This is a genomic window from Streptomyces sp. NPDC001507, assembly GCF_042894765.1.
Taxonomy (GTDB): domain Bacteria; phylum Actinomycetota; class Actinomycetes; order Streptomycetales; family Streptomycetaceae; genus Streptomyces.
Genome location: NZ_JBIAVV010000001.1, coordinates 1329732 through 1353320, shown reverse-complemented (window position 1 = coordinate 1353320; position 23589 = coordinate 1329732). Strand labels below are relative to the sequence as shown.

Below are 23589 nucleotides of genomic sequence, written 5' to 3'. Positions count from 1 at the left end.
CCTACTCGCCCTTGAGGAGCTGGGTCAGCTGCTCGTCCAGGGTGAACTCGCCGTTGTCGAGGGCTCCTTCGAGCCAGTCCGTCGCCCGGACACGGCCGATCTGCCGGCGCACGGTCTCGCGCTCGTCGTCGGTGAACTCCTGCCCCCGCATCTGGGGGACCAGCCGGCCAAGGGTGGCCACGAAGCTGTGGCAGGAACCGACCAGGTCGAGGTACTCGATGGTGTGCTCGATCTTGCGGACGGCCGGAGTGGTTTCCCTGATCCGCTCACGAGTCTCCTCGGAGTTGTCGAACTGAGCGCGGTTGACGAGCATGCGGGCGGTGTCGTCCCGCATCACCGTGCGGGCCCCCGTCGGCCTGCGCAGCAGATTGGTGGTCACCTGCTGGGCGACGGTGTCGTCCCTGGTCAGCTCGGTGACGACCTTCATCTTCTCCGCTGGCGTGACGTGCTCGGTGACTGCGGGCCGGGTGAACAGATCGGCTCCCACCCGGGCGGCGACCTCGTCGTCCCGCGTGAGGTCGGCGACGGCCTGGACCTTCTCGTCGACCGTCACGGGACGTTCCACCCTCTGCCCGACGACCCGCTTCGCGCCGTCCGGCGTCCACTGCCTCGCCCCGGTGCGCGGGTTGAACGGGGCGTCCTCGATCGCCGCCCATCGCTCGTCGTCGTCCACGACCGACGCGAGGATGCGGTGAACGGTGTATGACACGCCCTCCTTCCGGCACTTCTTCGGCCACCGGTTGGCGGTGTATCGCCAGTCCTCCACCGTCCGCCGCTCGACGCCTATGTCGTCGGCGAACATCTGCAGCGACTCCGTCACGGTGAACAGATCGTCGACCCCGTTCGGCATCGACCCGCCCACCGCCCTCATGGGCTCGATCTCCAACGCCATGTCCCCCAGGCCGAACTGCGCGCGGGCTATCTGCGCAATCAGTTCCTTGGCCTGGGCGACGAGCTGTTCGTAACGCTGCCGGGTGACGTTTCCGATCCGGTCGGTCAGGATGGTCACCGCCCTTGCCTTGGGTCCGGCCCGGTCACCCACGCGTGACCAAGAGGGGCAGGCGGCCCCGGTCACCACTCACGGTGGCGCGGGCGCGACACGCCAAGGCAGAGCGTGAACCGGGGGCGCTCGAAGCACCTGCCATTCGCCACCAACCCTCCTGAAAAACAAGGGGAGTTGACGGTGATGGCGAGGCGTTCGCCTACGGCGTTTCCGTAACGCCTGTCGCTGACGGCAAGCTCGTACCCGGCAGCGGTTCGAGCAATACACCGCCGAGGCCGAGCGTCCCACCCCCACCGTCCACGACCGGCCGCACACCGGGCACTCCGCCTGCTCGCCCCGCTGCATTGCGATCACTCGCTGTCGAGTCCGCCGCAGCCGCCGCCACCGCCGTGACCTGCACCGGCCCTAGCAGAACGCCACTTCCGCCGCCATCGTCACCGACAGCGGATCACCACACTCCCGGTAGTACCGCCGAGTCACCTCGCCAGCAGTCACGAACCAGATCATCCAGCCGTACACACCTCACGGCCAGCGTTCAAAAACACTCACTCAGGTTCAGCGAGGAACGCGACCCGGCCGCCCTCGCCCAGTTCGTCCGGCTGCGGGTCATCGACCCCGAAGCCGCGTACTGGCGGCGCGGCATCGAGGCCGCCACCCGGTGGCGGCTGGAGACCGGCAACACCGAACTGCGGGTGCCGTACACGTACGTCACGCCGCAGGACTGGCCGGCGATCGGCGGGCATCCGCTCGGGGTGTGGGTGGCCGACCAGCGCCGCTACTACGCGGCCGGAACCCTGGAAGCGGCCCGCGTCGCCGAGCTGGAGACCCTGGGGATGGTGTGGTCGGTGCAGGCATCCGCGTGGGACGCCGGCCTCGCCGTCGCCCGGTCCTACGCCGCGGTGCACGGGCATCTGCTCCCGCCGACCACGTCGGTGTGGGGCGGCGACAACTCCCCCATCGGTGTCTGGCTGAAGAACCAGCGCGCAGCGGCCCGCAAGGCAGCTGAGAACGCCGAACGACGGGAGAACGGGGAAACGGACGTCTCCTACGCCGGAGAGCTGTCACAGGCCCGTATGGAAGCCCTGGCCGACCTCGACCCTGGATGGTGCCCGGTGTGGGAGATCGGCTGGCAGCGCAGCTACCGGCTCGTGCTCGCTCATGTGAAACCTGGCGGCGTGCTCCCGGCCGAGCCCGGTGAACTCATCGTCCAAGGCGCAGACTTGGGGGGGGTGGGGGGCCGGGCAGCGGGCCGGATGGGAACGGCTCATGCCCGCACAGCAGTGGCTCCTGGAATCGGTCGGCGTCGAGCCCGCCGCCGAGGACGGGGCACCGGCGGCGGGTGCGCCCCGGTCGCAGGACGCCCGGTGGGCCGCGAACCTCGCCGCCGCCCGCCAATTCCACGCCCGCGAGGGGCATCTCCAGGTACCCCGGCAACACGTCGAGATCACCAGCGACAGCAACGGCGACAGCGGGCGGGCGGCCGTGAAGCTCGGGGCATGGCTCGACAACACCCGCCGCAGAGCCGCCAAGCTCAGCCTGCAGCGCCGCGCCGAACTCGACGAGCTCGGCATGCGCTGGTAGCCGGCACGGCCCTGCGCACGGATGCGGCCCGCCCCGAAAGATCCAGGGCGGGCCCACCGACGTCTGCGTGGTCGTGAAGGGCGGTCGCCTACGCGGCGAAAGGCTCCACGAGGCTTCAGCCGAACGATCATCCTCATGGGCAATAGGTGAGGCCCGGGGACACTGTCCCCTCCACAACCACGTCTGTTACAACACGGACGGACGGCTGGGCATTCCCCGAGCAGACAAAGCGAGCAAGGTACACCGCCGCTCAGCAGGAGGTGGCCCGCCCCACCATCGACGTAACGCCTCGCTGCAGGACGACTCCGCAAGCACGAAGCAGACGAAGTCCCGGCGTCCGGGACACCTCCGCAGGCGCAGAGCGGACCTCGGGAAGCTGCGCACCGGCCCGCCGATCGACGGGACACCTCCGCAGGCGCGGAGCGGATGCGGCACAGGGAGGGTAGGACGTGGCCGGACCCGGGACACCTCCGCGGGCGCGGAGCGGACACGCTGGCTCGCTGAGCGATCGGCTGGGTGATCGGGACACCTCCGCGCGAGCGGAGGTGCCCCGGGCTCGCTGCCGCCGCCGTTGCGGCTCTTGTCGTCGGGCTCCGCGCGAGCGGAGGTGCCAGCGTACGGCCGGCGCTCCCGAGCAGGTCGTCAGACTTCGATGTAAGCGACAACTACGACGGTTATCTTGTGTTCCGGCGCCTTCGCCGCAGCTCAGAGACCCGTGGCAGCGTGAGGGACGTAAGGCATGTAGTTGGCGCGAGGTAAGCCGACGGAAGTCTGGCTATGGACTACTCGTAGACCTTGGCTGCTTGGAGCGCGCGGGCGATGAAGGTCCAGTCACCATCTGCTGGGAGCTCTTTGCCGAAGTTCTGATACCAGCCTGGGGAGTCGTCCACCCACGCGGCGAGGGCTTCCAGGAAGTTGGCGAGTGTGTTGTTCTCCCACGCATCGCCTTGCCGCAGGAAGTCCTGGTGCAGGGTGCGGACGAAAGTGGCCAGTTCCTCACGGCTGCGGATCTCATCATCTGGCGTAAGGGACATGACGGCAAGTATCCGGTGGCCCCGTAGGACGGCCCTCTAGGGGGCCGGCTGTGGGCGGTTCTCGTCACGGATCATGCGGCCCGGGGACACTGTCCCCTCCACAACCACGTCCGTCACAACACGGACAGACGGCCGGGCATTCCCACGCGGGTGGTCGGGAAGCGGGACTGGCTGCGGCTGTGCCGGTGCCGTGCAGAGCAGTGCAGAGCAGTGCAGAGCAGTGCAGTGCAGTGCAGTGCAGTGCAGAGCGGCTTGTGTCGGTCCCGGGGTCCGCCGCCAGCGACTGCGGGATAACGATTGGGGCGCACAGAGGCTGTCATGGTCCCTGCACTGTCCGGCTGGTTCCGAACTCAGGAGAGGTCACAGGACCGCGGGAGGAGGCCGAGCAGGTGGAGGCTGGCCTCGGCGAGGCGGAACGGGCGCTTCTGCGTCGGGCGGATGTCCGCGTGAAGGTGGCCGAGGTGCCGGCCGAGCCGCCGTGGGCGGTTGTGGAGCCGGTGGTGAGTGCGGTGGCGGGGGCGGTGGGTCACTCGGGGCGCTGCCGTGATGGCGGCACCCGGAGCGCATCAGATCCTGGCTGTGGGCAGGCCGATGAGGCGCCATGGCCGGTCGTGCCCCACGCTACGTGTTCCATGCGAGTAGCTCCGCGGCGCTCCTTTCATTTGCCTCGGCTCAGTCGAATCGCGACGGCTATCACCGTTCCCGCGACGGCTCCTGAGAGCGCCCAGGGAATGCTTGGGTGGCCGCCGTTGCGCTGGTAGCCGATGAGCGCGGCGAGAAGGGTGACAGCAAGTGCGAGGATGAATCCGAACTGCCTGGTTCTCAATTTTCACCCGTTGATTTTCTGGATCTTGTGGTGGTGTGGGGCCGCTGGGGTTGTGCCGTGATGGCAGCACCCCCAGCGGCCCCTGACGGGTCAAACTTCCCGGCCGCCGAGCGGAAGTGGAAGCGGCAGTGGGAGTTGGTGCAGGACGCGCGCCGTCGGCCCGTCGTCCCCGACCGGGCGGCCGGGCTGGGCTGGGTCCTCGGCTACAGCGCACCCGCGGCCGCGGGTGCGCTGCCGCACGCCGACACCCAGGCCGAACGCGCCCTCGCCGCCGGGTCACCCGCCGTCGTCCGCACCACCGACCCGCTCACCCTGCACGCGCTCGTCGCTCCGGCCAACGCCCGCGAACTCGCCCGCACCCGCTTCGCCGCCTGGACCGAGCCGGCCCGCAGGGTGCCGCGGTCCTCCTGGACACCCTGCGGACCTGGCTCACCCTGCACGGGCAGCCCCGCACGGAACTCTGGTTCGCCCTGCAATGGCTCCCGGGCGGGAGAAGCGGTCAGCGTACGTCGACGTAGTCGCCGGCGGACGTGCTGTTGAGGTACGCACTGGTCGCCGTGTACGCGGCGCTCCAGGTGCCGTCCTGCTTCGCGGTGAAGGCGAGGGTGAACCTGCCGTCCTTGCCCGTGGTCACGGTCGCCATGCCGGTGATGGTCTTGCCTACGGCGACGCGGAAGCGGATGGTCACGTGCTGGCCGGACACGCCCGTCCACGTGGAGCCGTTCTGGCGCTGCAGGGTCCCCGTCACGGTCAGGGTCCGGCCCTTGCGCACCGGCTCCGGCGAGGCGTTGAAGCCGGTGATGCGGGTGACCGCACGGGTCAGGTGCACGACGCCGGTCGTGGCGGCGATGGCGTCCGCGTTGCCGGGGTAGTACAGGCGCAGGTAGCCGGTGGGCTTGTGCAGTGTCTGCCAGGCGTCGAAGGCGCCCGTAGCGTCGGGGGTCAGCGTCGCCACCGTCGTCCAGCCGGTACGGCCGTCCGCCGACTGCTGGAGCTGGACGCGGCCGGTGGGCAGCGGGCCCGCCGAGGCGCTGAGGCGGCCCTTGACCCGGACCGCCCCGGCGCCGGTGAAGGTGTGGTCGGACCAGGCAAGCGTGGAGTGCGAGAGGGCGTGCAGGGTGGCCTGCGCGTTGCCGCCTTGGAGGAAGGCGAAGCCTCCGACGCCCGCCGTCCAGCTGGTGTCACCGGTCACCGTGGCGAGCGTCTGGCTGAACCGGCCTCCGGTGCCGAGTTCGTAGGCGTGGGTGCCGTTCGGGCCGGTCAGGAGCACCTCGGTGTCCGGGTCGGCGGCCGTCAGCGGCGTCCAGGTGTTCGTCGTCGGGCTCAGGTACTGCGCGGTGCCGCTGACCGTGTAGGAGCCGCCGTACACGGCGGTGCCGGCGGCCTTGTCGAAGACGATCCGGGTCGGGCTCATCGTCCTGGACACCAGTACGGGGTCCGTGTTGACCGTCTGCACGTCCTTCTGCACCGCGTACACGTACACGTAACTGCGGACAGCGGCCGTGGCCCGGTAGCTGCCATCGGCCTGGACGTCGGCCGCGACCTCCCAGGTTCCCGATCCCCGCGTCCCGGTGAGGTAGACCCCGCTGTCGGTCCAGCCGGGGGCGGTGACTCCGGTGGCCGGGTCGAACGTCGACACCTTTCCGGTGGCGGTCACCGTCTGGTGCTCGAAGTCGACCGTGGTGCGGTCCAGGGCGGAATCGGTGAAGACGGGCAGGTCTTCGTAGGCGACGACGCCCTGGCCGAGGTAGTCGGGGTGGTCACCGTCCGCGTCGGCGAGGTCGACGGTGGTGTCGTAGACGCCGTGGGTGCCCAGGGCCATCCGGTCGGAGCTGCGCCACGTACCGTCCTGCGCGGTACCGGAGACGAGGGTGAACCCGGTGACGGTCGTCACCGGCCGGTCGCCGGAGACGCGCAGGGTGAGCTGCGCTGTGATGGAGCCGGCGTCGATCGCGGTGTCGGACGTCGCGTGGAACTCCAGGTAGCCGGCGTCGTCCGGGTCACCTCCGACCGAGGAGACGACGGGCAGCACGGTGTCGGCGGTGTCGGCGAAGGCGGGGCCGGCTGCCGGGATGCTCACCAGGGCGGCGATGAGCGAGAGCGGTGCGATGAGAGGCCGACGCACAGGGGGCTCCAGAAGAATCGTCGAGACTCGGAAACGTACAGGTCAACGGACAAGGCAATGAACAAGCCAACAAACAAGCCAACGAACAGGTGGCCGATCATCGCACGGGCCCCGCAGGCTCTCGCGGGGGGCCCAGGTCGTCGGGACGGCCGTCGGCACGGCGACCCTGGGGACCCTCGCCGAGCAGCACATGAGTACCCAGGTCGCCGACCGCGGCCACACCCTCACCTGGAAGCAGGAGCCCCGCCCCCCCTCAACCACGCCCTGGCCTTCGAGGGCACTGTTGAGCAGCAGGGGGCTGTCGGCCCGGTCGGCAGGCAGGGGCGGCGAGGGAGCGCCGCTGAGCCGGCGGCGTAGCGGGTCGGCTCGGAGGGCTGCCTGCTCCCAGGCAGTCGTCACGCTGCTGACCTGTGTTGCAACCCTGGAAATGGCCTCCTTGGCGGGTGGGGCTGGTTCCTCCTGCAGGCGCACCGCCTGGCCGCGCAAAACCTCGGCCTCGGCACGCAGACGGCGAACGTGCTCCTGCTGCTCGGCCAGTTCGCGTTCGATCTGGCGGGCGTAGTTCTGGGCGTGGCCCAACGGGTGGTTTTGTGCCTCGACCCTTGCCTGCAGGGCATCCTGGCCAGCCTCCGGCCGGCTCCTCCTGGATGCGTGCCAGTTCCTCCCGTAAGTACAGAGTCCGGATCTCCGGCGAAGTACTCGCGTGCTGTGCGGCGCGGCGCAGGCCGTGAAGCCCAGCCAAATCCTGCGGGGACAGCGGGAAGCCGTGCTCGCCCAGGAAGGCAGCGAACTTGTCCAGGAAGCCCTCAGGTGCGATCCGATTCTTGTCAGGGTCCGGATTGAGGTAACGCGAGACGGTGGAGCGCACCACATGGGTCGACGTGGCAGGGTCCGCCTGGGTCGCCCCGCTCTTCTGCAGGGCGGCGCGCAATGCCTGCGCATAAGAGCCAGCGCAGATAGGCGGCCGTCATGGTTGGTGACGAGGGCGTGTATCCCAGCGGTGGGTGGTCCAGGCACGACGGATCAAGCTACGGACGGTGATGATTGTATCGGCGAGATCGAAGAACGCTTCGATGCCGCTGATCCGCCGTTCGTAGCACCGCGCGAGCCGGTGGAAGGCGTTCTGCCAGGCGTGGGTGCGCTCGACGTGCCACCGCTGAGTGGCCTGGACCGGCGCCTTGGTCCCCTTGCGAGCGATCCGACCACACAGACCCCGCTCGCCGAGTAGAGCACGTGACCTGGCCGAGTCGTATCCCGCATCGAGGTGCACGGTGATCTTGTCCGGCAACGGGCCAAGTTCGGGCAGAAGGTCGAGGGTGGGGGCCAGGAGCGGTGAGTCGTGGCAGTTGGCGCCGGCCAGGATGCGGCCGAGCGGGATCCCGTAGCCGTCGGTCATGCTCGACCGCTTCATGCCCTGCTTACCCCGGTCGACCGGTGAGCGTCCGGCCACTTCACCTCCGCCGGGGGCCTTGGTGATGGCACCGTTGGCTTTGTTCACGAGAACGCGCAGCACCTGCTCACCGAATCGGGAGGCACCCTGGCCGTGAAATGTTCGATGTTCACGAGAATCGACAGCACCCAGCCCGGTCAGTGCTTGCCGAAGAAAATCTCCTTCACCTCGCGGACCGCGTAGTACACGAGGACGTATCCGGCGAGCGGGTCCGCCCACCACCACCCGGCCAGTGAGTTGAGGGCGAGGCCGGCCAGGACGGCAGCTGCGAGCAAGCCGTCGATCAGGGTGACCCGGCCCTCGGTCCTCAGCACTGGGTTGTCCAACGCGGCCCCGGTGCGGGCCTTGCCCGCCGCGAGCGTGAACATCAACGCTGCGGTGATGGCGATCCAGACGATACCCAGCGGCGAGTGGTGCGGGCGGAAGCCAGCAGCCAGCACCCACGTCGACTGGACCAGGAGATAGGCGGCGAGGAGGGCGAAGCCGATCCCGATCCGCTTCAGCGCCCGACTCTGCCGGCCCTCACCGCTTCCGGACAGCTCCCAGATGACCACGGTGGAGGCACCGATCTCGATCAGGGAGTCGAGGCCGAACCCGGCCAGGGCCACCGACCTCGCCGTGATCGCGGCTACGGCGAGCACCACGATGCCGATCACATTCCAGGCGAGTGTGGCGTACTCCAGGGCGAAACCGCGGCGGAGCAGGGTCTGGCGGGCGACATCATCGGTGGTGGTCACGGCACGAGTCTCCCTGAGCCCTCCGCAGCTGCCGATGGCGAGGCGCTCCGTGTGCTGCTGAGAACCTTGTGAACGTTCGAAATACCAGGGATCAGCGGGTGCCTCCCGATTCGGTGAACAGGTGCTGCCCGTTCTCGTGAACAAAGCCACACCGTCGATGGCTATCTGGTCGAGGGCGAGACCGACAGTCCGGTCGTAGGCGTTTAGCGCGATCTGCTTCAACTTGGTGAACAGCCCGAGTTGTATCCACTCGTCGCGGCGGTTGCGGATCGTGGTGGCCGAGCAGGTGGAGTCCGCGATCGCCTCGTACGAGCAGCCGAACCGAAGGACCTGCAGCAACTTGTCGAAGACGATACGGTCGTTGATCCGGAGTCGGCGGCAGCCCAACGGATGAGCCGGATCGAACTGGGGCCGCTGCGGCAACAAGGCGGCGAACTGGCCCCAGAGCGGTTCGGTCAGCCAGGAGGGCAGCACAGGCACAGGTCTCCTCGGTGTTCACAGAGCGTCGCGACTTCGTGATCACAGGACCCGTGCCTGTGCTGGTTCTGTTCACGAGAACTGGCAGCACACGAGCCGGGCATGGATTCTGCGGGCAGATCGACCGTGCGGCTCCCTTGTCCGGGTCAGTTTTCGCTCCGTTCGGCGAGGGTGTGGGCGACAAGGGCGTTGGCGTGCCCGTGGCCGAGTCCGTGCTCGGATTTGAGCCAGGCGACGAGCTCCATGTGCTTGGTGAGGGACGAGGTGCGAATCAGCTCCTTCCACTGGTCGATCGGGCAGCCGTACTTCTTCTCGATCGACGGGAAGTAGCTGGCGGGGCCTTTCACCGGTGCGGTCATGACGTGGCGTCCTGTCTGTCTGGGTGGGTGGGTTGGTCTCGGGTTGCTGCCGCACGCGCGGGAGCTGGAGCTACCTCCGAGTGATCGGGGTGAGGTCGGCCAGCTGGGCGATGGCCGCGGTGAGCGCGAGCAGGCCCAGGCCGGCTGCGGCGGTGAAGGCCAGGACCGTGGTAGCGGAGGCGGCGAACCCGGCGATGATCCCCAGCGGCAGGAGACGGTAGGCCAGGGCCCAGCCACGCCGGCCTTGTGCGGCGAAGTGCCGCGCCAGCACGAGGAACGCGGCGCACAGCGCGAGGTAGCCCACGGTGCCGCTGAGCATGTGGACCGTTCCGTGCCCGCTCAGCGTGGCAGGACCGTCTGGCGTACCGGCCGGGAAGCCCGCGCCGGGGTCCGCCGTGAACACCCCGGCGAGCAGGAAGGAGGCGCCGAACACGCCGACCAGACGCGGCGCCCAGGTGCCGCCGACAGTGCGGCCGATCGTCCGCCGCAGTCCCACCCCGCCGGCGAGAAGCAGTGTGCCGGTGACCAGGAAGCTGGCGACCTGGATCCAGCCGAGCGAGCCGAGGCTGAGCTGGCTGATGGCGTTGCGAGTGAAGTCGAAGCCGGTGCGGGTGAGGCCCTCGATCACCCCCACTCCCAGAAAGAGCGGCCCTGCCGCAGCCCCGCAGGCGAGCAGCGCGCGGGTGGCGAGCGGAGTTGAGGCAGCAGCGTGGCTGGTGAACGGCGTGCGAATCGCCTGCGTCATGCGAGATCCCCCTCGAGTCGAAACGCGATCTCAGAACTGGACTGTCCAGTACCGAGAAACTGGACGATACAGTACTCACCGAGAAACTAGACTGTCCAGTACTCTGCTGGCGCAAAGGAGGAGCATGGAAGCGAACGAACCTGCCGGGCGCTCGGCCCGCAAGCACCAGGCGATCATGGAGGCCGCGACAGCGGTGTTCATGGCGAAGGGCTACGCCGGCACGAGCATGGACGACATCGCCCGGCTGGCTGCCGTGTCCAAGCAGACCGTGTACAAGCACTTCGCCGACAAGGAGAAGCTGTTCGCCGAGATCGTCCTGGCCACCACCGACCGGATCGAGGCCATGATCGACCTGGTGTCCGGCATCCCCGCCGACGCAGACCTGCTGGAGGAGAACCTGCTCCGGCTGGCCCGCCAGTTCCTGACCACCCTCACCCAGCCCCAGGTGCTCCAGCTGCGGCGCCTCATCATCGCCAACGCCGACACCTTCCCCGACCTGGGCGCCGCCTGGTACGAGCAGGGCTTCGAGCGGGTCCTGGCCACCCTGGCCGACACCTTCCAATGCCTGGCCGACCAGGGTCTGCTACGGATCGACGACGCGCTCCTGGCCGCCAATCACTTCTCCGGCCTGCTGTTGTGGATCCCGGTGAACAAGGCCATGTTCCACGGCAGCCCGCAGCACACCCAGCTTGAACTCGACCACTACGCCGACGCCGGCGTCCGGGCCTTCCTCGCCGCCTACCGCTGACGCCGCCACCCACCGGACCGGACCCGCCCCGGCGACGTGCACGTCGCCGGGGCGCCTGTCCTGTCTTCCAGATGGCCCCGCCCACCGCCTATCTGCGCAGACTCTAAGCCGCAGCATGAGGCGAGGAGGACGATGGCCGTCACGCAGAACCTGGTACCAGCCGTGGTGTCCGGCGTGGGCGGGCTGGCCACGGCCCTTGCGGGGGCGCCTTGGTGGACTACGGTGCTCTGCCTCGGCCTGACCCTGATCGTCACGTCCTTGCAACTGGTGTTCCCGCAGGAGTCCCGGGACCGGCTCGCCTGGTGGAAGGACCGTCGCGAGTACCTGCAGGGGCGGCGCGCGGCCCGCCGCCGTAGGGATCCGTAAGGGCCGCACTTCGCCCCGGTCCGCGACCGCGAGCAGGCCCGCAGCGGGCAGGCCCGCCTGACGATCGAGCGCCACGGCCACGAGGTCACGTCGGACCACCAGGGGCGTGTCCATCGACGGCAAGCGCAACATCCCCGCCGCGAGATCGTCGACGCGATCCGCTACGTCGTGGACACCGGCTGCAAATGGCGGGCCCTGCCTGCGGACTTCCCGCCCCGGCGCACAGTCTGGGGGTTCATGGCCCGCTGGGCCGCCGCCGGGATCATCGGCCAGATCCGCGACCATCTCACCGGCCGGATCCGTCGGGACCTGGGCAAAGGCCCCCGCGCGGTGGCCACCGTCATCGACTCCCGGAGTGTGAAAGCCGCAGAGACCGTCTCCAAGGCCACCCGCGGTTACGACGCGGGCAGGAAAATCAACGGCCGCAGCGCCACCTGGTCGTCGACACCCGCGGCCTGCCTCTGATGGTCATGGTGACCCCGGCCGACCTGCACGACGCCGCAGCCGCCAAGGAAGTCCTCTTCCGCCTGAGCCTGATGCACCCCGAGATCACGATCGTGTGGGCCGACTCCGCCTGCGCCGGGAAGCTCGTCGACTGGGCGAAGCAGCACCTCAACCTGACGATCAAGCCGGTCAGCCGTCCCAAGGACGCCTCCGGCTTCGTCGTGCTGCCCCGCCGCTGGGTCGTCGAGAGGTCGCTCGCCTGGATGATGCACGCTCGCCGCCACGCGAGGGACTATGAACGGCTCATCCAGCACTCCGAAACCTTGATCACCTGAGCCGCCATCACCCTCATGCCCCGCCGCCTCGCCCGGAAAGGCGCCACCCCCAGTTGGCCAGGAAACCGACGCCGGCTGACAGCTGACCGGCCCTCAGGGCTGGTCTTCCGGATCTTGCGGGGCCGCGACGCGTTGATCGACGGAAGACAGGTCCCAGCCGGGGCGCGGCCTACCTGGTCTACCTCGGGGTCCGGGCGGTCCTGGCAGCCCGGCGCGCGGCCCACGAACGGCGCGCGGGAAGAGAAGTGACCGGCGGGCCGCATGACACGAGCGCGCTGCGGGCCTCGACGGGAGACGGGCCGACCCGCGGCCGATGGCGGTCCGGCTTCACCCAGGGTTTTTTCACCAACGTCCTCAACCCCAAGGCGGCGCTGTTCTTCCTCAGCATCCTTCCGCAGTTCGTCCACGGCGGCGGCTCGCCAACGCGGCAGATCTTCTTCCTCGGCACCCTGGACGTCCTCATCGGCGTCGTCTACTGGTTCGCTCTGGTCGCCGTCGCCGCACGTCTACGCGCCCTGCTCGCCCGTCCGAAGATCCGCTACCGCTGGGAGCTGACGACCGGCTGGCTGTTCATCGCCATCGGCATCGGCGTCGCCGGAGCCTCCTGACACCTCAAAGGCACAGAACGTCACGGTCGCCGTGGCGCTGCACGTCACGGCCGCAGCGACGGGGCGGAGATCATGCGGACGCTGGTAGGCGCTCGACTCGCCCATGGTGGAGACGAACTTGGGGTACATGGCCTTGACGTACTCCCCCGTCACCTCGTCGTCCTCGGCGATCGCCCGGTCCCGGGCGTCCTTCAGCGTGATGCGGAACTTCTCCAGCAGGCCCTCGGTGGCCCCGGACGTCCACGACTCGTGGATCAACGGCGCTTCACACAGCCCGTACTTCGGGCCAGGGAGCCGCAGCGGCAGGCGCAGGGTCGGCTCCGTCACCCACAGTGGGCCCGGCTCGTCACGCTGAGGATTCGCTCTGCTGCCGACGGGGCGAGCCGCGTCGCCCGCCTTCCCGCCGCGAGGACGGCTGTCGTCGAGTCGTGCAGGTGACTACGGGTCCGTGGTCGTGGCATCAGCCCAGCGTGAGCCACTGAATGCCAAGCTGTTCGACCTGCGCGGTCTCCGCCGCGTCGAGCGGCTCGCGCCCGGTGACCTTGCGCAGGAACTTGGACTGGTCCCAGCCGAGTTCCAGCGTCGCGGTCATCTGGTCCGGGCCGAGCAGCAGGTTCAGCACGGCATCTGCGGCCTGCGGGGTCAGCCACGGCTCGCGCCTCAGCGCTTCGGCCAGGTCCAGGCCATGGATGGCGACTTCGACCACCCGGGTGACCAGGAACTGCGACAGGAGCATCGCGTCCCCGTGACGAGTACGCACGACGCGGTCCTCGGACTCGGCGCGGCACAGCCGATACACCCGCTGCCAGGTCGCGGCGAAGTCGCCGACGAGCGCGGCACCGCTGGCCTGTCCGGCCGCGTGGTCCTGGGCCAAGGCGAGGCGGGCCGTGTTGGTCTGCGGAGCGAAACGGTCGTCGGGCCGGTAGTAATCCACCGCGGACACCTCGGCCTTGTCCGGCGGCGGAGCATCCAGCATGCCCGGCAACCACGCGATCACCACGCATACGTGTCCCAACAGTTCCCGCACGGACCATGGTTCACACCGCGTCGGAAGATCCCACTCCGCCTCCGACAGACCGGCAACCGCCCGGGACAGCGCCCCGGCTTCGAGGCGAAAGGCTTCCAGTACCTGGCCCTGATTCATGGTGATCAAGTTACCAATGGCTTCTACCCAGCACGTCAGAGGGCGATCTGCGTCCCTCGTCGCACACCGTGATGTCAGCGGCTTGAGGACACAGCGAGGCGGCGTGGCAGAGGACACGGCAGACTCCCCGCTGGCGGTCAGTTGGCCTCCCCGCTGGTGGACAGGAAACCTCCCCGGTGACTGACAGCTGATCTCCCCGCAGACCCACCAAGGCCATGACACAGAGTGGGCGCGGTGAAGAGCGATGAGGAGATCATGGAGATTCTCGAGGCTTACGGCCTCACCGGGAGTTACCGGAAGACGGCCGAGCTGGTCGGCTGCGACCACCACATGGTGCGGCGCTACGTGCAGCTGCGCGGGCAGGGGGTCGACCCGACCGAGCGGCCCGTGCGATCGAAGCTGATCGACGACTTCCTGCCGAAGGTCGAGGAGCTGGTCGAGCGGTCTCGCGGCAAGGCGGTGCCGACGCTGTCCACAAGAAGATCGTCGCGATGGGCTTCACTGGCACCGACCGCAGGACCCGCCGGGCCGTCGCCGCGGTGAAGGACTCCTACCGGGCAGGGAACCGCAGGGTCTTCCGGCCCTGGATACCCGAGCCGGTGATGTGGCTGCAGTGGGACTGGGGCGAAGGCCCACGCATCGAGGGCAGACGTACCAGTCTGTGGTGCGCGTGGCCGGCCTGGTCCCGGTTCCGGGTGATCATCCCGGTCTTCGACAAGACCCTGCCGACGGTGGCAGCCTGCCTGGATGTGACCTTCCGAACGCTGGGCGGGGTGCCGACCTACTGCCTGACCGACAACGAGAAGACCGTCACGGTCGAACACGTGGCCCGGATCGCGGTCCGCAACCCCGAATTGGTTCCGATCGCCCGCTACTACGGCACGGTGGTGCGGTCGTGCATGCCTGCCGATCCGGCGTCGAAAGGCGGGACGGAGGCGACGGTTCGGATCACGAAGCGGGACCTGGTCCCCACCGCGGTAAGCCTTCGGCCCGAGTACGCCGACTTCGCCGAACTACAGGACGCCTGCGCGGACTTCATGACCGAGGTGAACGGCCGCGTTCACCGCGAGACCCGCCGGATCCCGGCCGAGCTGCTGGCCGAGGACCGGCTGCGGCTGCACCCGCTGCCTGAGGAGCCGTTCAAGGCCGCGTTCGGCGAGACCCGCAGAGTCGGCAAGGACTCCACGATCTCGGTCGAGTCGGTCCGCTACTCGGTCCCGCACGAGCTCATCGAGGAGAGCGTCTGGGTCCGCTTCCACGGCGACGAACTGATCGTGACCGCAATGGTCGCGGGCAACGCAATCGAGGTCGCCCGCCACCTGCGCTCAACGCCGGGCAGCCCGCGAAGTGCCGACGAGCACTACCCCGACGCCCCACGCGGCGAGCGCACACCCCGGGCGACGAACCCGGCCGAGGCCCAGTTCCTGGCGATCGGCCCGGGGGCGGCAGCCTGGCTGGTCGAGGCCGCAGCGACTGGCGTCCGCCGGATCCGGGTGAAGATGGCCGACGCCGTCACCCTCGCGAAGCTGCGCGGGACAACTGACGTCGGCCGGGCTCTGGGCACCGCGGCGACGGTGGGCCGCTTCGCCGAAGGCGACCTGCTGTCGATCCTGCACCATCAGGGTGAGCACGACCGGGTCGAGCCGATCTGCCACGGTGAGACCCACAGCCTGCAGCCGGGCACCTCCGCCTGGTCGGGGTTCACGACACCGTGATCCGCGGTGGTCTCAGTCGGCACCGCCGGTGGGAGTGTCCTGCCAGCCGGGCAAGGCCAGCTCGTCGTCGCGAATCGACCAGATCGGCTGCTGTTTGGACGACGGTCCGGCAAGGACCCGCAACTGCTGCGGGCGGTATTCGTCGCGCGCGTCCTCGACATTGAAGCCCGCCGAGGCCAACACCGCGGCCATCGCCTGCATCATCGCGGCCCCGACCGCACTGGAGTGCCGCAGGACCGGTTCGTCCAATTGCTTCAGCCCGAACGCGCGGCGCGCGCAGGCCCGCAGGCGAGGGCTTGCCTGCCAGGCCACGAACACGCCGCCTGCCGCGTCCGCACCGTCGTCGATGTCCACTTCGGCGCCACCGGCCAGGACCGGGTCCAGCCCCGGGGAAAGCACGGGCAGCCCCGCGGCCGCCAGCTCGTTGCGGACTTTCCGGGCGAGCGCCTCCAGGGCTGCGGACTCGTCAGCGCCGACTCGTTCGAACACTCGCTCAATCTAGCCAACCGCAGAGAAGGAGTCCTTGATGACTGACACCGCAACCGCACCTGCCCGGCGCAGGCTGGCTGCCCCGGCTTCCGCCGTCGCGGCCGCAACCGGTGCCGCGTTCAACGAGGCGATCGCCCTGACACGGCGCTCCCTGCGGACGCTGAAGTGGGTCGGCCGGAGAGAGAACCTCTGCGTGGTCGGGCCGTCCGGCACCGGGAAGTCGCACTTCTGCGAGGCGCTCGGACAGGCAGCCGTGGACGCCGGGATGACCGTGACCTGGTTCACCATCGAGAACCTCAGCGCGTTTGTGCGACGACACCGAGTCGACGACTCCGTCTCGAAGGCCATCAGCCGGATCACCAGAACCGACCTGATCATCGTTGACGACATTGGGCTCCTGCCCGTCTCGCCCGACGCGGCCGAAGGCTTCTATCGCCTGGTCGATGCCGCATACGAACGCCGTAGTCTCGCCGTCAGCAGCAACCTGCACCCCTCAGGAGTCGACGAGATCATGCCGAAGACCCTCGCCACGGCCACCGTCGACCGGCTCCTGCATCACGCCCACGTGGTCGTCACGCAGGGCGACAGCCACCGTCTCGCAGAGGCCACCACCGGTCGAGGCGTCGTGCCGCTCGGCCGACCCCCTACCGGGGAGATCATCTGTCCACCGGGGACATCTGCTGTCCGCCGGTGGGGAGATCAAAAGTCCGCCCCCGGGGGAGTCCTACTGTCCCTTGACACAGGCGGCTCAGCGTGCCGGTCAGCCAGCGGGCATGGCTCCGCGATGTCCAGCCGATCATGTCGCGGGTTTCCCGCAGCACACACCCTCGACAGCCGCCCGGCAGCCGCGACGGGGCTCCGCCCGCGCACGCCGGTCCAGGTTGACGCAACCACCTGGTTGCCATACCATCGCAACCAGGTGGTTGCTATACCTATGGAGGTAGTCATGGCATTCCCTGATCGCATCGAGCGGACCATCGAGATCGCGCACGCACCGGCCAAGGTGTGGGCGGCGCTCACCACGGCCGAGGGACTGAGCGCCTGGTTCGGCCAGCAGGCGGGGATCGATCTGCGCCCGGGCGGCTCGGCCTGGATGAAATGGGACGGCGGCCACACCGCCGACATGCGGGTGGAACGGGTGGAGGAGCCGACGGTGTTCGGCTACACCTGGAAGGTCCCAGGGCTGCCCGAGGACGACCCGCGCCGCACCTATGTGGAGTTCACGCTCGAACCGGTCGCCTCCGGCACCCGGCTGACGGTGGTCGAGACCGGCTTCGCTCAGCTCCCGGACGAGGTCCGCGGCAAGGAGTACGACGACCACACCAAGGGCTGGAAGCACGAACTGGGCGAACTGGTCGACCACCTCGATGCCGCGGCCTGACACCGAGGCGATCGCCGAACAGGTCTTCGCCGCCCTGGCCGACCCGAGCCGGCGCGCCATCCTGGCCGCGCTGGCTTCGGGAGGGCCGGCCACGGCCACGGACCTGGCCGCGCGGCTGCCGATCACCCGGCAGGCGATCGCCAAACACCTGGCCCTGCTGGCCGAGGCCGGCCTGGTGACGGCCGAACCGGGCGAGCGGCGCCGGGTGCGGTACCGGCTGTGCTCCGCGCCGATGCAGGTGGCGCAACAGTTCCTGGCCGCGCTGGCGCGTGACTGGGACGGCCCGCTCGGCGCGCTGAAGGACCACCTCGACGACCAGGCGCGCGGATCCACGTGACCGGGACCGGCGCGGAAGGAGATCCGATGGCGCACGCCGAATCCCAGCGGCCGGCCGAGCCGGCGATCGCGGCGGGGGTGGCACTCGGGCTCGCCGCGGCCTGCTGGGCGGTCTCGCTCTGGCTGATGCGCGGCATGGACATGGGGCTCGCGACCAGGCCCGGGTCGTCGGGGCTCTTCGCCGCGACGTGGACGACGATGATGGCGGCGATGATGCTGCCAGGCGCGGCCCCGGCCCTCGCCAGGCGTGTCCGCCGGAACGGCGGGTTGCGTGGTGCGCTGGCGTTCACCGGGTCCTACCTGGCCCTCTGGGTACTCGCAGGCGTGGTGGCGTACGCGCTGGACCGGCCACACGGGTCGGCGGCCGCCGGCGTGGTGGTGATCGCGGCGGGCGCCTATGAACTCACGCCGGTCAAGCGGCACTTCCGGCAACGCTGCCACGAGGACGCCGGTTGCGGACTCAGGTTCGGGTTGTACTGCGTCGGCTCCGGCATCGGGCTGATGGCGATGCTGCTGGCACTGGACGTGATGAGCCCGCTGTGGATGTCGGTGGTCGCCGTCCTCATGTGCGCCCAGAAGCTGCTGCCCGCGAAGAGCGCGATCGACGTTCCGGCGGCCTTGGCGATCATCGGGCTCGGACTGGTGGTCGTCATCGCCCCCTTCCTGGTCCCGGGGCTCGCACCACCACCGATGTGACGGCAGGAAAGCAAGACAAGTGCATCGAAAAGAAACAAGAAACAAGAAACAAGATAAGGAGACAGACGATGACGACTCATAAGACGGGGACACGCGGGGAATGGTTGGCCGCGCGGCTGGAACTGCTCAAGGCGGAGAAGGAGCTGACCCGGCGCGGTGACGAGCTGGCCCGGCAACGCCAGGAGCTGCCCTGGGTCCGGGTGGACAAGGACTACCGCTTCGAGACCGACGAGGGCACGGTGTCACTCGCCGACCTGTTCCAGGGACGCTCGCAGCTGCTCGTCTACCATTTCATGTTCGGGCCCGACTACACCGCCGGATGCCCGTCCTGCTCGGCGATCGCCGACGGCTTCGACGGCTCCGTGGTCCATCTCACCCATCACGACGTCGCGTTCTGGGCGGTGTCACGGGCCCCGCTCGCCAAGCTCCACGCGTACCGGCAGCGGATGGGCTGGGGCTTCCCGTGGGCGTCGTCCCACGGCAGCGACTTCAACTTCGACTTCGGGGTGGCACACACCGAGCAGGAGTGGGAAGCGGGAGCCGTCGCGTACAACTTCGGTGAGCAGGACCTGCGGCCGGCGACGGCCGACGAGAAGGGTTCCCGCGACGCCTTCACCCAGTCGATCGTAGACACGGACTGGCAGACGTACCGGCGAGAAGGCCCCGGCATGAGCGCGTTCGCCCTGCAGGACGACGCCGTCTACCACACCTACTCGTCGTACTCCCGCGGCCTGGACGGCCTGTGGGGCATGTACCAGTGGCTCGACCGCGCCCCCCTCGGCCGCAACGAGAACGGCTTCTGGTGGCGCCGCCACGACGAGTACGAGAACCAGTGAGCGAGGTCACTGAAGTCGCTCACGGAGCCTCCTCTGGTTTCGAACTCGCAGGTCATCGAGGCTGGTGTGAGTCGCTGATCTCGTACTGGGGCTGGTCGCGGGCGGTTGCCTGCTCCCGAGATCGGCTGTCAGCGGGCGACTTCGGTGTTGGTCAGCACGAGCAGCGCCCGCAGCAGCGTGGTGGCGTGACGAACGTTCAGACGGAGCTTGGTGAGGATGCGCCAGTTCTTCAGATGTGCGAAGGCGAGCTCACAGACCGCACGGACGGACGCGATCAGCTTGTTGACCTGCTTCTTCGCCGCTGTGACCGGTTTGGTGCGGGCGGCCTTGCAGCCGGTAATGACCACGGGGTTGTCCGGGTCGTCGTCCAGGCCGGTGAAGCCGAGGTCGCCGATGGCGCCCAGCTCGTGGGCGCGCGCAGGCGCTCGACCCGCTTGAGGTGTCCATCGTCGAGGCGTTCCCCAACTGCAAGAAGTACCTGGTCCGTCAGCAGTTGACGACCTCGCCAGAGGTCTCTCCCAAAGCGGCGACCCGCGGCCGGTCGATCACCCGGGCGGACGCCGTCCTGCTGTGCCAGGCATCGCTGGTCTTCGTCGGCACCGCAAATCCGCAGGGCCAGCTCGACGCGGCGACCCGCAGCGGGGACCCGGGGTTCATCCGCGACGTCGCACGGAACACGTTCGAGGTCCCCGACTTCGCCGGAAACGCCATGTACCAGACCATCGGCAACCTCCTGCTGGAGCCGCGGACGAGTATCGGCTTCACCGCCGGTGGCGAGTTCGTCGTGTTGACCGGTTCGTCGACCACGCACTGGGATGACGAGGCGGAACGATCGGGAGGCAACGGTCGCTTCTGGCGCTTCACGCCGCGTTCCTGGCGTCGGGTTCCGCTTGCGGTGCCGGTGGAGCTCAGCGGTTACGACCGGTCCCGGCACAGCCCCGTCCTCGATTGACCCCCTGCCCCTGACGCCCGCACCACTGGGAGGAATCCGCGTGTCCGCAGCGCACGACCTGATCGACAAGGGTCAGCCGCCGTCGCCCGGCGTCTGGGAACTCTGCGAGTTCTACATCCTCGGCTTCGACGTCGGGGCTCTCCAATCGGTCGGTGGTCATCCGCTCGATGAGCTCCACCGCCTCGTCGACCTCCGCGTCTGACACGTCCGTCGGCGGCGGGTACAGCTGCGAGGGCTCGCGAACCTCGTCGGGCCAGCGCATCGCATGCAGCACGATCACGTCATCCCGGACCCGTAGCAGCCCCAGCCGCTCCCGGCCGCTCCACGCGAACTTCGTCACCGCGACCCTCGAGGACCGCTGGAGTGCCTGACGCAGTACTGGCGATCCCGGTTGTCCATACCTGTGGAATGGGCTGCCTGTCGACCATACGCAGCGGCGATCAGCCGCAGCTGTCCGTCGGCGTCGCGGCCGCGCAGCAAAGTCGCCACGGACACCAGTGCTTCTGTAACCACGCAGATGACCCTTCGGCGGTGGTCAAGTCCACCGCCTGATCACACAGCTGCCTGTGTCTGCGGCATCAACGAGCGCTTGCGACTCCTTCATCGGGCTGGCGGGGTGTTGGCGGCGAGCAGTTCCTGCAGAAGTTCGACGATGAGTTCGGGCTGTCCTACGAACGGGGAGTGGTCGGTCTGCCACTCACGCGTGTCGGTGCAGCGCGAGGCCATCTTCCGCTGCAGGGCCGGGTCAATGGCCCGGTCCTGCGCGCAGACGACGTAGGTGGAGGAGGCGTGCTTCCAGCTGTGGTGCTCTGGGATGCCTCGTCCGCAGCCGGGGGCTTGGGCACGCAGGAGGCCGACCGCCCAGGCGGCGAGAGGTTCGGGGCAGTCACCGTAGAGGGTGTCGGCAGCCCGGTCGGGGTGCAGGCTGGTCGAGCCGTGGGGCTCAGGGGTGATCGCGTTCTTCAGCTGCTGGGACGCGCCACCCAGACCGGCCGCGCTCTCGCCGGCACCGGGCACGAAGGCCGCCAGATAGACCAGATGTCCCGCCCCGCGCAGCCCGGTGATCACTGATCCGCCGTAGGAGTGACCGAGCACGATCGGAGGCTCTGGTAGCGAGTCGATGACGGCCTGGACTGCTGCGGTGTCAGCGGGCAATGAGCCCCGGTGGAGCTCGGGAACGACGACCTCGGTTCCTGCGCTCCGCAAGCATTCCGCCACCGGGGCGAAGTGTTCGGGACGGTGATACAGGCCATGAACGAGCACCACGGCGGCCAATGCGCGCGTCTCCTTGGGTCGGTGTCAGACGAGTGATCCAGGGCCGGTCAGCCGTATCGCTGCAGCAATCCGTCCACGTACGCCTCCAGCCGTTCTCCCAGGACTGCTGACGTCAGATCGTCCCGTCCCAGGTCACGCCACGGTCCGGCCAACTTCGCCGCGTCGGGGCAGTAATGCAGGGCGTCGAGCAGCCGCCAGTACAGGTGGTCGGGGTCGTCGGCGAGGTCGCGGCCGCCGTGTGCCTCGTACCGCTCGGGGAAGTCCAGCCCGTGCGCCGGCCCGTGCAGCAGCGCGAGCGCGGTCGAGCAGTGCGCCACGTCCAGGTCGGCAGGTCCCCACGAGGTCTCGACCCAGTCCACGACTCCAGTGATCCTCAGTTCCTGCCCGGTTCCGGTGAAGAGCACGTTCCCGGGGTGGAAGTCGCGGTGCAGAAAGCAGCCCTCGTACGGCGGCGGGTCGCGCCGGAGTACGTCCACGGCCCGCTCCCACAGGGGGCCGTCCGGGGTACGGACGCGTTCCGGGGACGTCCACGCCTGGTATGTGCGCGGTCTTTCGGCCGGTGCGACGCCGTGGACGCGGACGAGCTGGGCCGCGAGCAGATCCAGGCGCCGGTCGAGGTCCTCCTCGTCCACGCGGACGCGGCCCGGCAGCGCGGACATCAACAGGGTCGGGTGATCGCAATGTTCGGGTGTGGCGTCCACAGAGACGACCTCAGGAGCCGGGACGCCCTCCTGCCCGGCGAGCAGCGCCAGGACGGACGCTTCGCGGGTCAGCAGTCCGGGCCCGTGGTGGCGGAAGAACGGTTTCACGAAGGTGCGTTGTACCAGGTCCGTGCCATCGTCGAGCGTGAGCCAGCGCATCTGGGAACTCCAGCCACCGGACAGCAGGCGTGAGTCGGCGACCGAGCGGCCGTGGCCGATCTGCATGGCCACCCACGCACGCGTGGCCGTCCAGCCACGGTCGTCGAGGCCGGTCAGCATCGCCTCAACGAACCCCCGCCTGTCCTCGGCGTGATCGCGGAACCACATGCCCAGCTGGTGCTGTGCGTCCGGAAGGCCGAAACGCGTGTACTGGGCGCGCGCCGTCAGCGCGTCCTGGACGGCCTCGGTCACCGCGGGTGGGATCACCGCGTCCGTGCCCGGCACGGCGAGCACTGCCCGGCCCTCGTATGCCCGCAGCACCTGAAGCGCGGATGACTGCCGCCAGCCGTCCGGCCGCCGGATGATCTCGCTGAACCGGCCGTTCCCGTCCCCGAAGGGCACGTCCCACGCCTTGGGGGTGTACACGGCGGGCGCGCACATCCCCAGCGCCGCCACCCGGTCCCCGTAATGGCGGACGAGATCCGCCACCGTCTGCCCGCTCATGCTGAACCCCACCAGGACCAGCGGCCCGTCCGCCGACGCGTACGCGTCGATCACCGCTACGGCCTGCTCGAACCGTCGCCGCAGGCTTAACTCGCCCAGTTTGCCCGTGCTTTCACCGTGTCCGGAGAAGTCGAAGGCAACCCCTCGACAGCCGTGGGCCACGAACTCCCGCACCAGAGGAAGCAGTCGCTCCGTGCTGCTGGTACCTGCGCCGTGCAGCACGATGGCGGTGACCCCGGACGGATCACCGCCGTACACTCCGTTGAGTCGTTCACCGTCGTGGTCGTGCGTGAAGTCGAAGAGCATGCCCCTATTCACTCACGCCGTGGCCTCTTGTTCTTCGAGAGTGTCACCGCATGCATCCGACCCTGGCCTTTGCCCTTCGAGCGGCGGCTGAGTTCGGCGGCGTACTTCGCGCGGGGGCGGCCCGCGGCGGCGGCCCAACCGGTGGCGGGCTCCGATGGAGACGCCCAGGACCTCGCTGAGGACGGCGGGAGGCATCTGCGCTGCGAGGTCGATCAGTGCGCTGTTGCGTCCGCCGGGAGGGCAGGCCGTAGGACGCG

22 protein-coding genes and 6 pseudogenes are annotated in these 23589 nt (G+C 69.1%); 14 read left to right on the top strand and 14 right to left on the bottom strand.

The window, feature by feature from the left end; all coding sequences use genetic code 11:
* Nucleotide 1 precedes the first annotated feature (1 nt).
* Nucleotides 2-1009 (bottom strand): DUF6192 family protein, encoded by a 1008-nt coding sequence (locus tag ACFY0K_RS06130; protein WP_390638798.1) that lies wholly within the window; start codon nucleotides 1007-1009, stop codon nucleotides 2-4.
* A gap of 383 nt (nucleotides 1010-1392) precedes the next feature.
* Between ACFY0K_RS06130 and ACFY0K_RS06125 the strand changes: the two are divergent.
* Both ACFY0K_RS06125 and ACFY0K_RS06120 read left to right on the top strand, forming a co-directional pair.
* Nucleotides 1393-2040, top strand: a pseudogene (locus ACFY0K_RS06125) (helicase associated domain-containing protein); the annotation flags it as partial.
* Nucleotides 2041-2269: 229 nt separating this feature from the next.
* Entirely contained in the window at nucleotides 2270-2584 is a 315-nt protein-coding gene (locus tag ACFY0K_RS06120; protein WP_390638797.1) for a helicase associated domain-containing protein, read from the top strand.
* Nucleotides 2585-3366: 782 nt separating this feature from the next.
* Here the strand turns inward: ACFY0K_RS06120 and ACFY0K_RS06115 are convergent.
* On the bottom strand, nucleotides 3367-3618 hold the full coding sequence (locus ACFY0K_RS06115; RefSeq protein WP_351560326.1) for a hypothetical protein: 252 nt from the start codon (nucleotides 3616-3618) through the stop codon (nucleotides 3367-3369).
* A gap of 886 nt (nucleotides 3619-4504) precedes the next feature.
* Here ACFY0K_RS06115 and ACFY0K_RS06110 point away from each other — a divergent pair.
* A complete protein-coding gene (locus tag ACFY0K_RS06110; RefSeq protein WP_390638796.1) occupies nucleotides 4505-4984 on the top strand; it encodes a hypothetical protein in 480 nt (159 codons plus the stop codon).
* Here the strand turns inward: ACFY0K_RS06110 and ACFY0K_RS06105 are convergent.
* From ACFY0K_RS06105 to ACFY0K_RS06085, 5 genes and pseudogenes are all read right to left on the bottom strand, one after another.
* Complete coding sequence (locus ACFY0K_RS06105; RefSeq protein WP_390638795.1) at nucleotides 4944-6569, bottom strand: hypothetical protein; 1626 nt, start codon at nucleotides 6567-6569, stop codon at nucleotides 4944-4946. The two genes, ACFY0K_RS06110 and ACFY0K_RS06105, sit on opposite strands and share 41 nt — an antisense overlap.
* A 967-nt stretch (nucleotides 6570-7536) precedes the next feature.
* On the bottom strand, nucleotides 7537-8238 hold the full coding sequence (locus tag ACFY0K_RS06100) for a transposase (protein ID WP_390638859.1): 702 nt from the start codon (nucleotides 8236-8238) through the stop codon (nucleotides 7537-7539).
* A 668-nt stretch (nucleotides 8239-8906) separates the two neighbouring features.
* Nucleotides 8907-9236 (bottom strand): annotated as a pseudogene (locus ACFY0K_RS06095) (transposase); the annotation flags it as partial.
* Nucleotides 9237-9379: 143 nt separating this feature from the next.
* Nucleotides 9380-9592 carry a DUF4287 domain-containing protein gene (locus tag ACFY0K_RS06090; protein WP_351961845.1) on the bottom strand — a complete coding sequence of 71 codons (213 nt, stop codon included), beginning with the start codon at nucleotides 9590-9592 and terminating at the stop codon, nucleotides 9380-9382.
* A gap of 70 nt (nucleotides 9593-9662) precedes the next feature.
* Nucleotides 9663-10337 carry a DUF998 domain-containing protein gene (locus ACFY0K_RS06085; RefSeq protein WP_390638794.1) on the bottom strand — a complete coding sequence of 225 codons (675 nt, stop codon included), beginning with the start codon at nucleotides 10335-10337 and terminating at the stop codon, nucleotides 9663-9665.
* A gap of 124 nt (nucleotides 10338-10461) precedes the next feature.
* Here ACFY0K_RS06085 and ACFY0K_RS06080 point away from each other — a divergent pair, with 124 nt between their 5' ends.
* The 4 genes and pseudogenes from ACFY0K_RS06080 (at nucleotide 10462) to ACFY0K_RS06065 (ending at nucleotide 12838) form a co-directional block, all read left to right on the top strand.
* On the top strand, nucleotides 10462-11085 hold the full coding sequence (locus ACFY0K_RS06080) for a TetR/AcrR family transcriptional regulator (RefSeq protein WP_351961843.1): 624 nt from the start codon (nucleotides 10462-10464) through the stop codon (nucleotides 11083-11085).
* A gap of 132 nt (nucleotides 11086-11217) precedes the next feature.
* Complete coding sequence (locus ACFY0K_RS06075; RefSeq protein ID WP_390638793.1) at nucleotides 11218-11451, top strand: hypothetical protein; 234 nt, start codon at nucleotides 11218-11220, stop codon at nucleotides 11449-11451.
* A 117-nt stretch (nucleotides 11452-11568) separates the two neighbouring features.
* Nucleotides 11569-12227, top strand: a pseudogene (locus tag ACFY0K_RS06070) (IS5 family transposase); the annotation flags it as partial.
* Nucleotides 12228-12403: 176 nt separating this feature from the next.
* Nucleotides 12404-12838 (top strand): LysE family translocator, encoded by a 435-nt coding sequence (locus ACFY0K_RS06065; protein ID WP_390638858.1) that lies wholly within the window; start codon nucleotides 12404-12406, stop codon nucleotides 12836-12838.
* 90 nt (nucleotides 12839-12928) lie between these two features.
* Here ACFY0K_RS06065 and ACFY0K_RS06060 read toward each other — a convergent pair.
* Nucleotides 12929-13189 (bottom strand): annotated as a pseudogene (locus tag ACFY0K_RS06060) (transcriptional regulator); the annotation flags it as partial.
* Nucleotides 13190-13298: 109 nt separating this feature from the next.
* A complete protein-coding gene (locus ACFY0K_RS06055) occupies nucleotides 13299-13982 on the bottom strand; it encodes a maleylpyruvate isomerase N-terminal domain-containing protein (protein WP_390638792.1) in 684 nt (227 codons plus the stop codon).
* 234 nt (nucleotides 13983-14216) lie between these two features.
* On the opposite strand from ACFY0K_RS06055, the pseudogene ACFY0K_RS06050 reads away from it, so the two are divergent.
* Nucleotides 14217-15697: pseudogene (locus tag ACFY0K_RS06050) on the top strand (transposase).
* Between the two features lie 12 nt (nucleotides 15698-15709).
* Here ACFY0K_RS06050 and ACFY0K_RS06045 read toward each other — a convergent pair.
* Nucleotides 15710-16186: a hypothetical protein gene (locus ACFY0K_RS06045; RefSeq protein ID WP_390638791.1), complete on the bottom strand. Its 477-nt coding sequence runs from the start codon at nucleotides 16184-16186 to the stop codon at nucleotides 15710-15712.
* A gap of 37 nt (nucleotides 16187-16223) precedes the next feature.
* Between ACFY0K_RS06045 and ACFY0K_RS06040 the strand changes: the two genes are divergently transcribed.
* The 4 genes from ACFY0K_RS06040 (at nucleotide 16224) to ACFY0K_RS06025 (ending at nucleotide 19435) form a co-directional block, all read left to right on the top strand.
* Nucleotides 16224-17567, top strand: coding sequence for an ATP-binding protein (locus ACFY0K_RS06040; RefSeq protein ID WP_390638790.1), 1344 nt, complete (start codon nucleotides 16224-16226; stop codon nucleotides 17565-17567).
* Nucleotides 17554-17904 (top strand): metalloregulator ArsR/SmtB family transcription factor, encoded by a 351-nt coding sequence (locus tag ACFY0K_RS06035; RefSeq protein ID WP_351231065.1) that lies wholly within the window; start codon nucleotides 17554-17556, stop codon nucleotides 17902-17904. Before ACFY0K_RS06040 ends, ACFY0K_RS06035 begins: the two co-directional genes overlap by 14 nt.
* Nucleotides 17905-17930: 26 nt before the next feature.
* Complete coding sequence (locus ACFY0K_RS06030; protein WP_390638789.1) at nucleotides 17931-18599, top strand: DUF2182 domain-containing protein; 669 nt, start codon at nucleotides 17931-17933, stop codon at nucleotides 18597-18599.
* Between the two features lie 68 nt (nucleotides 18600-18667).
* The gene (locus ACFY0K_RS06025; protein WP_390638788.1) at nucleotides 18668-19435 is read left to right on the top strand and encodes a DUF899 domain-containing protein; all 768 of its coding nucleotides are present in this window, start codon (nucleotides 18668-18670) and stop codon (nucleotides 19433-19435) included.
* Nucleotides 19436-19563: 128 nt separating this feature from the next.
* Here ACFY0K_RS06025 and ACFY0K_RS06020 read toward each other — a convergent pair whose 3' ends face one another.
* The gene (locus ACFY0K_RS06020) at nucleotides 19564-19830 is read right to left on the bottom strand and encodes a transposase family protein (protein WP_390638857.1); all 267 of its coding nucleotides are present in this window, start codon (nucleotides 19828-19830) and stop codon (nucleotides 19564-19566) included.
* Between the two features lie 44 nt (nucleotides 19831-19874).
* On the opposite strand from ACFY0K_RS06020, the gene ACFY0K_RS06015 reads away from it, so the two are divergent.
* Nucleotides 19875-20387: a pyridoxamine 5'-phosphate oxidase family protein gene (locus tag ACFY0K_RS06015; protein WP_390638787.1), complete on the top strand. Its 513-nt coding sequence runs from the start codon at nucleotides 19875-19877 to the stop codon at nucleotides 20385-20387.
* Nucleotides 20388-20427: 40 nt separating this feature from the next.
* Nucleotides 20428-20589 (top strand): hypothetical protein, encoded by a 162-nt coding sequence (locus tag ACFY0K_RS06010; protein WP_390638866.1) that lies wholly within the window; start codon nucleotides 20428-20430, stop codon nucleotides 20587-20589.
* A gap of 48 nt (nucleotides 20590-20637) precedes the next feature.
* Here ACFY0K_RS06010 and ACFY0K_RS06005 read toward each other — a convergent pair.
* The 3 genes and pseudogenes from ACFY0K_RS06005 to ACFY0K_RS05995 all read right to left on the bottom strand — a co-directional run.
* A pseudogene (locus ACFY0K_RS06005) lies at nucleotides 20638-20727 on the bottom strand (Ku protein); the annotation flags it as partial.
* Nucleotides 20728-20987: 260 nt separating this feature from the next.
* Entirely contained in the window at nucleotides 20988-21662 is a 675-nt protein-coding gene (locus ACFY0K_RS06000) for an alpha/beta hydrolase (RefSeq protein ID WP_390638786.1), read from the bottom strand.
* 47 nt (nucleotides 21663-21709) lie between these two features.
* On the bottom strand, nucleotides 21710-23332 hold the full coding sequence (locus ACFY0K_RS05995) for an alpha/beta fold hydrolase (RefSeq protein WP_390638785.1): 1623 nt from the start codon (nucleotides 23330-23332) through the stop codon (nucleotides 21710-21712).
* Between the last annotated feature and the right edge of the window lie 257 nt (nucleotides 23333-23589).

Bases quoted from the DNA above. Each gene is read 5' to 3' on its own strand.
- ACFY0K_RS06040 (WP_390638790.1), top strand. From the start codon at position 16,224: ATGACTGACACCGCAACCGCACCTGCCCGGCGCAGGCTGGCTGCCCCG.
- ACFY0K_RS06110 (WP_390638796.1), top strand. From the start codon at position 4,505: ATGGCAGCACCCCCAGCGGCCCCTGACGGGTCAAACTTCCCGGCCGCC.
- ACFY0K_RS06080 (WP_351961843.1), top strand. From the start codon at position 10,462: ATGGAAGCGAACGAACCTGCCGGGCGCTCGGCCCGCAAGCACCAGGCG.
- ACFY0K_RS06030 (WP_390638789.1), top strand. From the start codon at position 17,931: ATGGCGCACGCCGAATCCCAGCGGCCGGCCGAGCCGGCGATCGCGGCG.
- ACFY0K_RS06090 (WP_351961845.1), bottom strand. From the start codon at position 9,592: ATGACCGCACCGGTGAAAGGCCCCGCCAGCTACTTCCCGTCGATCGAG.
- ACFY0K_RS06075 (WP_390638793.1), top strand. From the start codon at position 11,218: ATGGCCGTCACGCAGAACCTGGTACCAGCCGTGGTGTCCGGCGTGGGC.
- ACFY0K_RS06035 (WP_351231065.1), top strand. From the start codon at position 17,554: ATGCCGCGGCCTGACACCGAGGCGATCGCCGAACAGGTCTTCGCCGCC.
- ACFY0K_RS05995 (WP_390638785.1), bottom strand. From the start codon at position 23,332: ATGCTCTTCGACTTCACGCACGACCACGACGGTGAACGACTCAACGGA.
- ACFY0K_RS06025 (WP_390638788.1), top strand. From the start codon at position 18,668: ATGACGACTCATAAGACGGGGACACGCGGGGAATGGTTGGCCGCGCGG.
- ACFY0K_RS06085 (WP_390638794.1), bottom strand. From the start codon at position 10,337: ATGACGCAGGCGATTCGCACGCCGTTCACCAGCCACGCTGCTGCCTCA.
- ACFY0K_RS06055 (WP_390638792.1), bottom strand. From the start codon at position 13,982: ATGAATCAGGGCCAGGTACTGGAAGCCTTTCGCCTCGAAGCCGGGGCG.
- ACFY0K_RS06115 (WP_351560326.1), bottom strand. From the start codon at position 3,618: ATGTCCCTTACGCCAGATGATGAGATCCGCAGCCGTGAGGAACTGGCC.
- ACFY0K_RS06120 (WP_390638797.1), top strand. From the start codon at position 2,270: ATGCCCGCACAGCAGTGGCTCCTGGAATCGGTCGGCGTCGAGCCCGCC.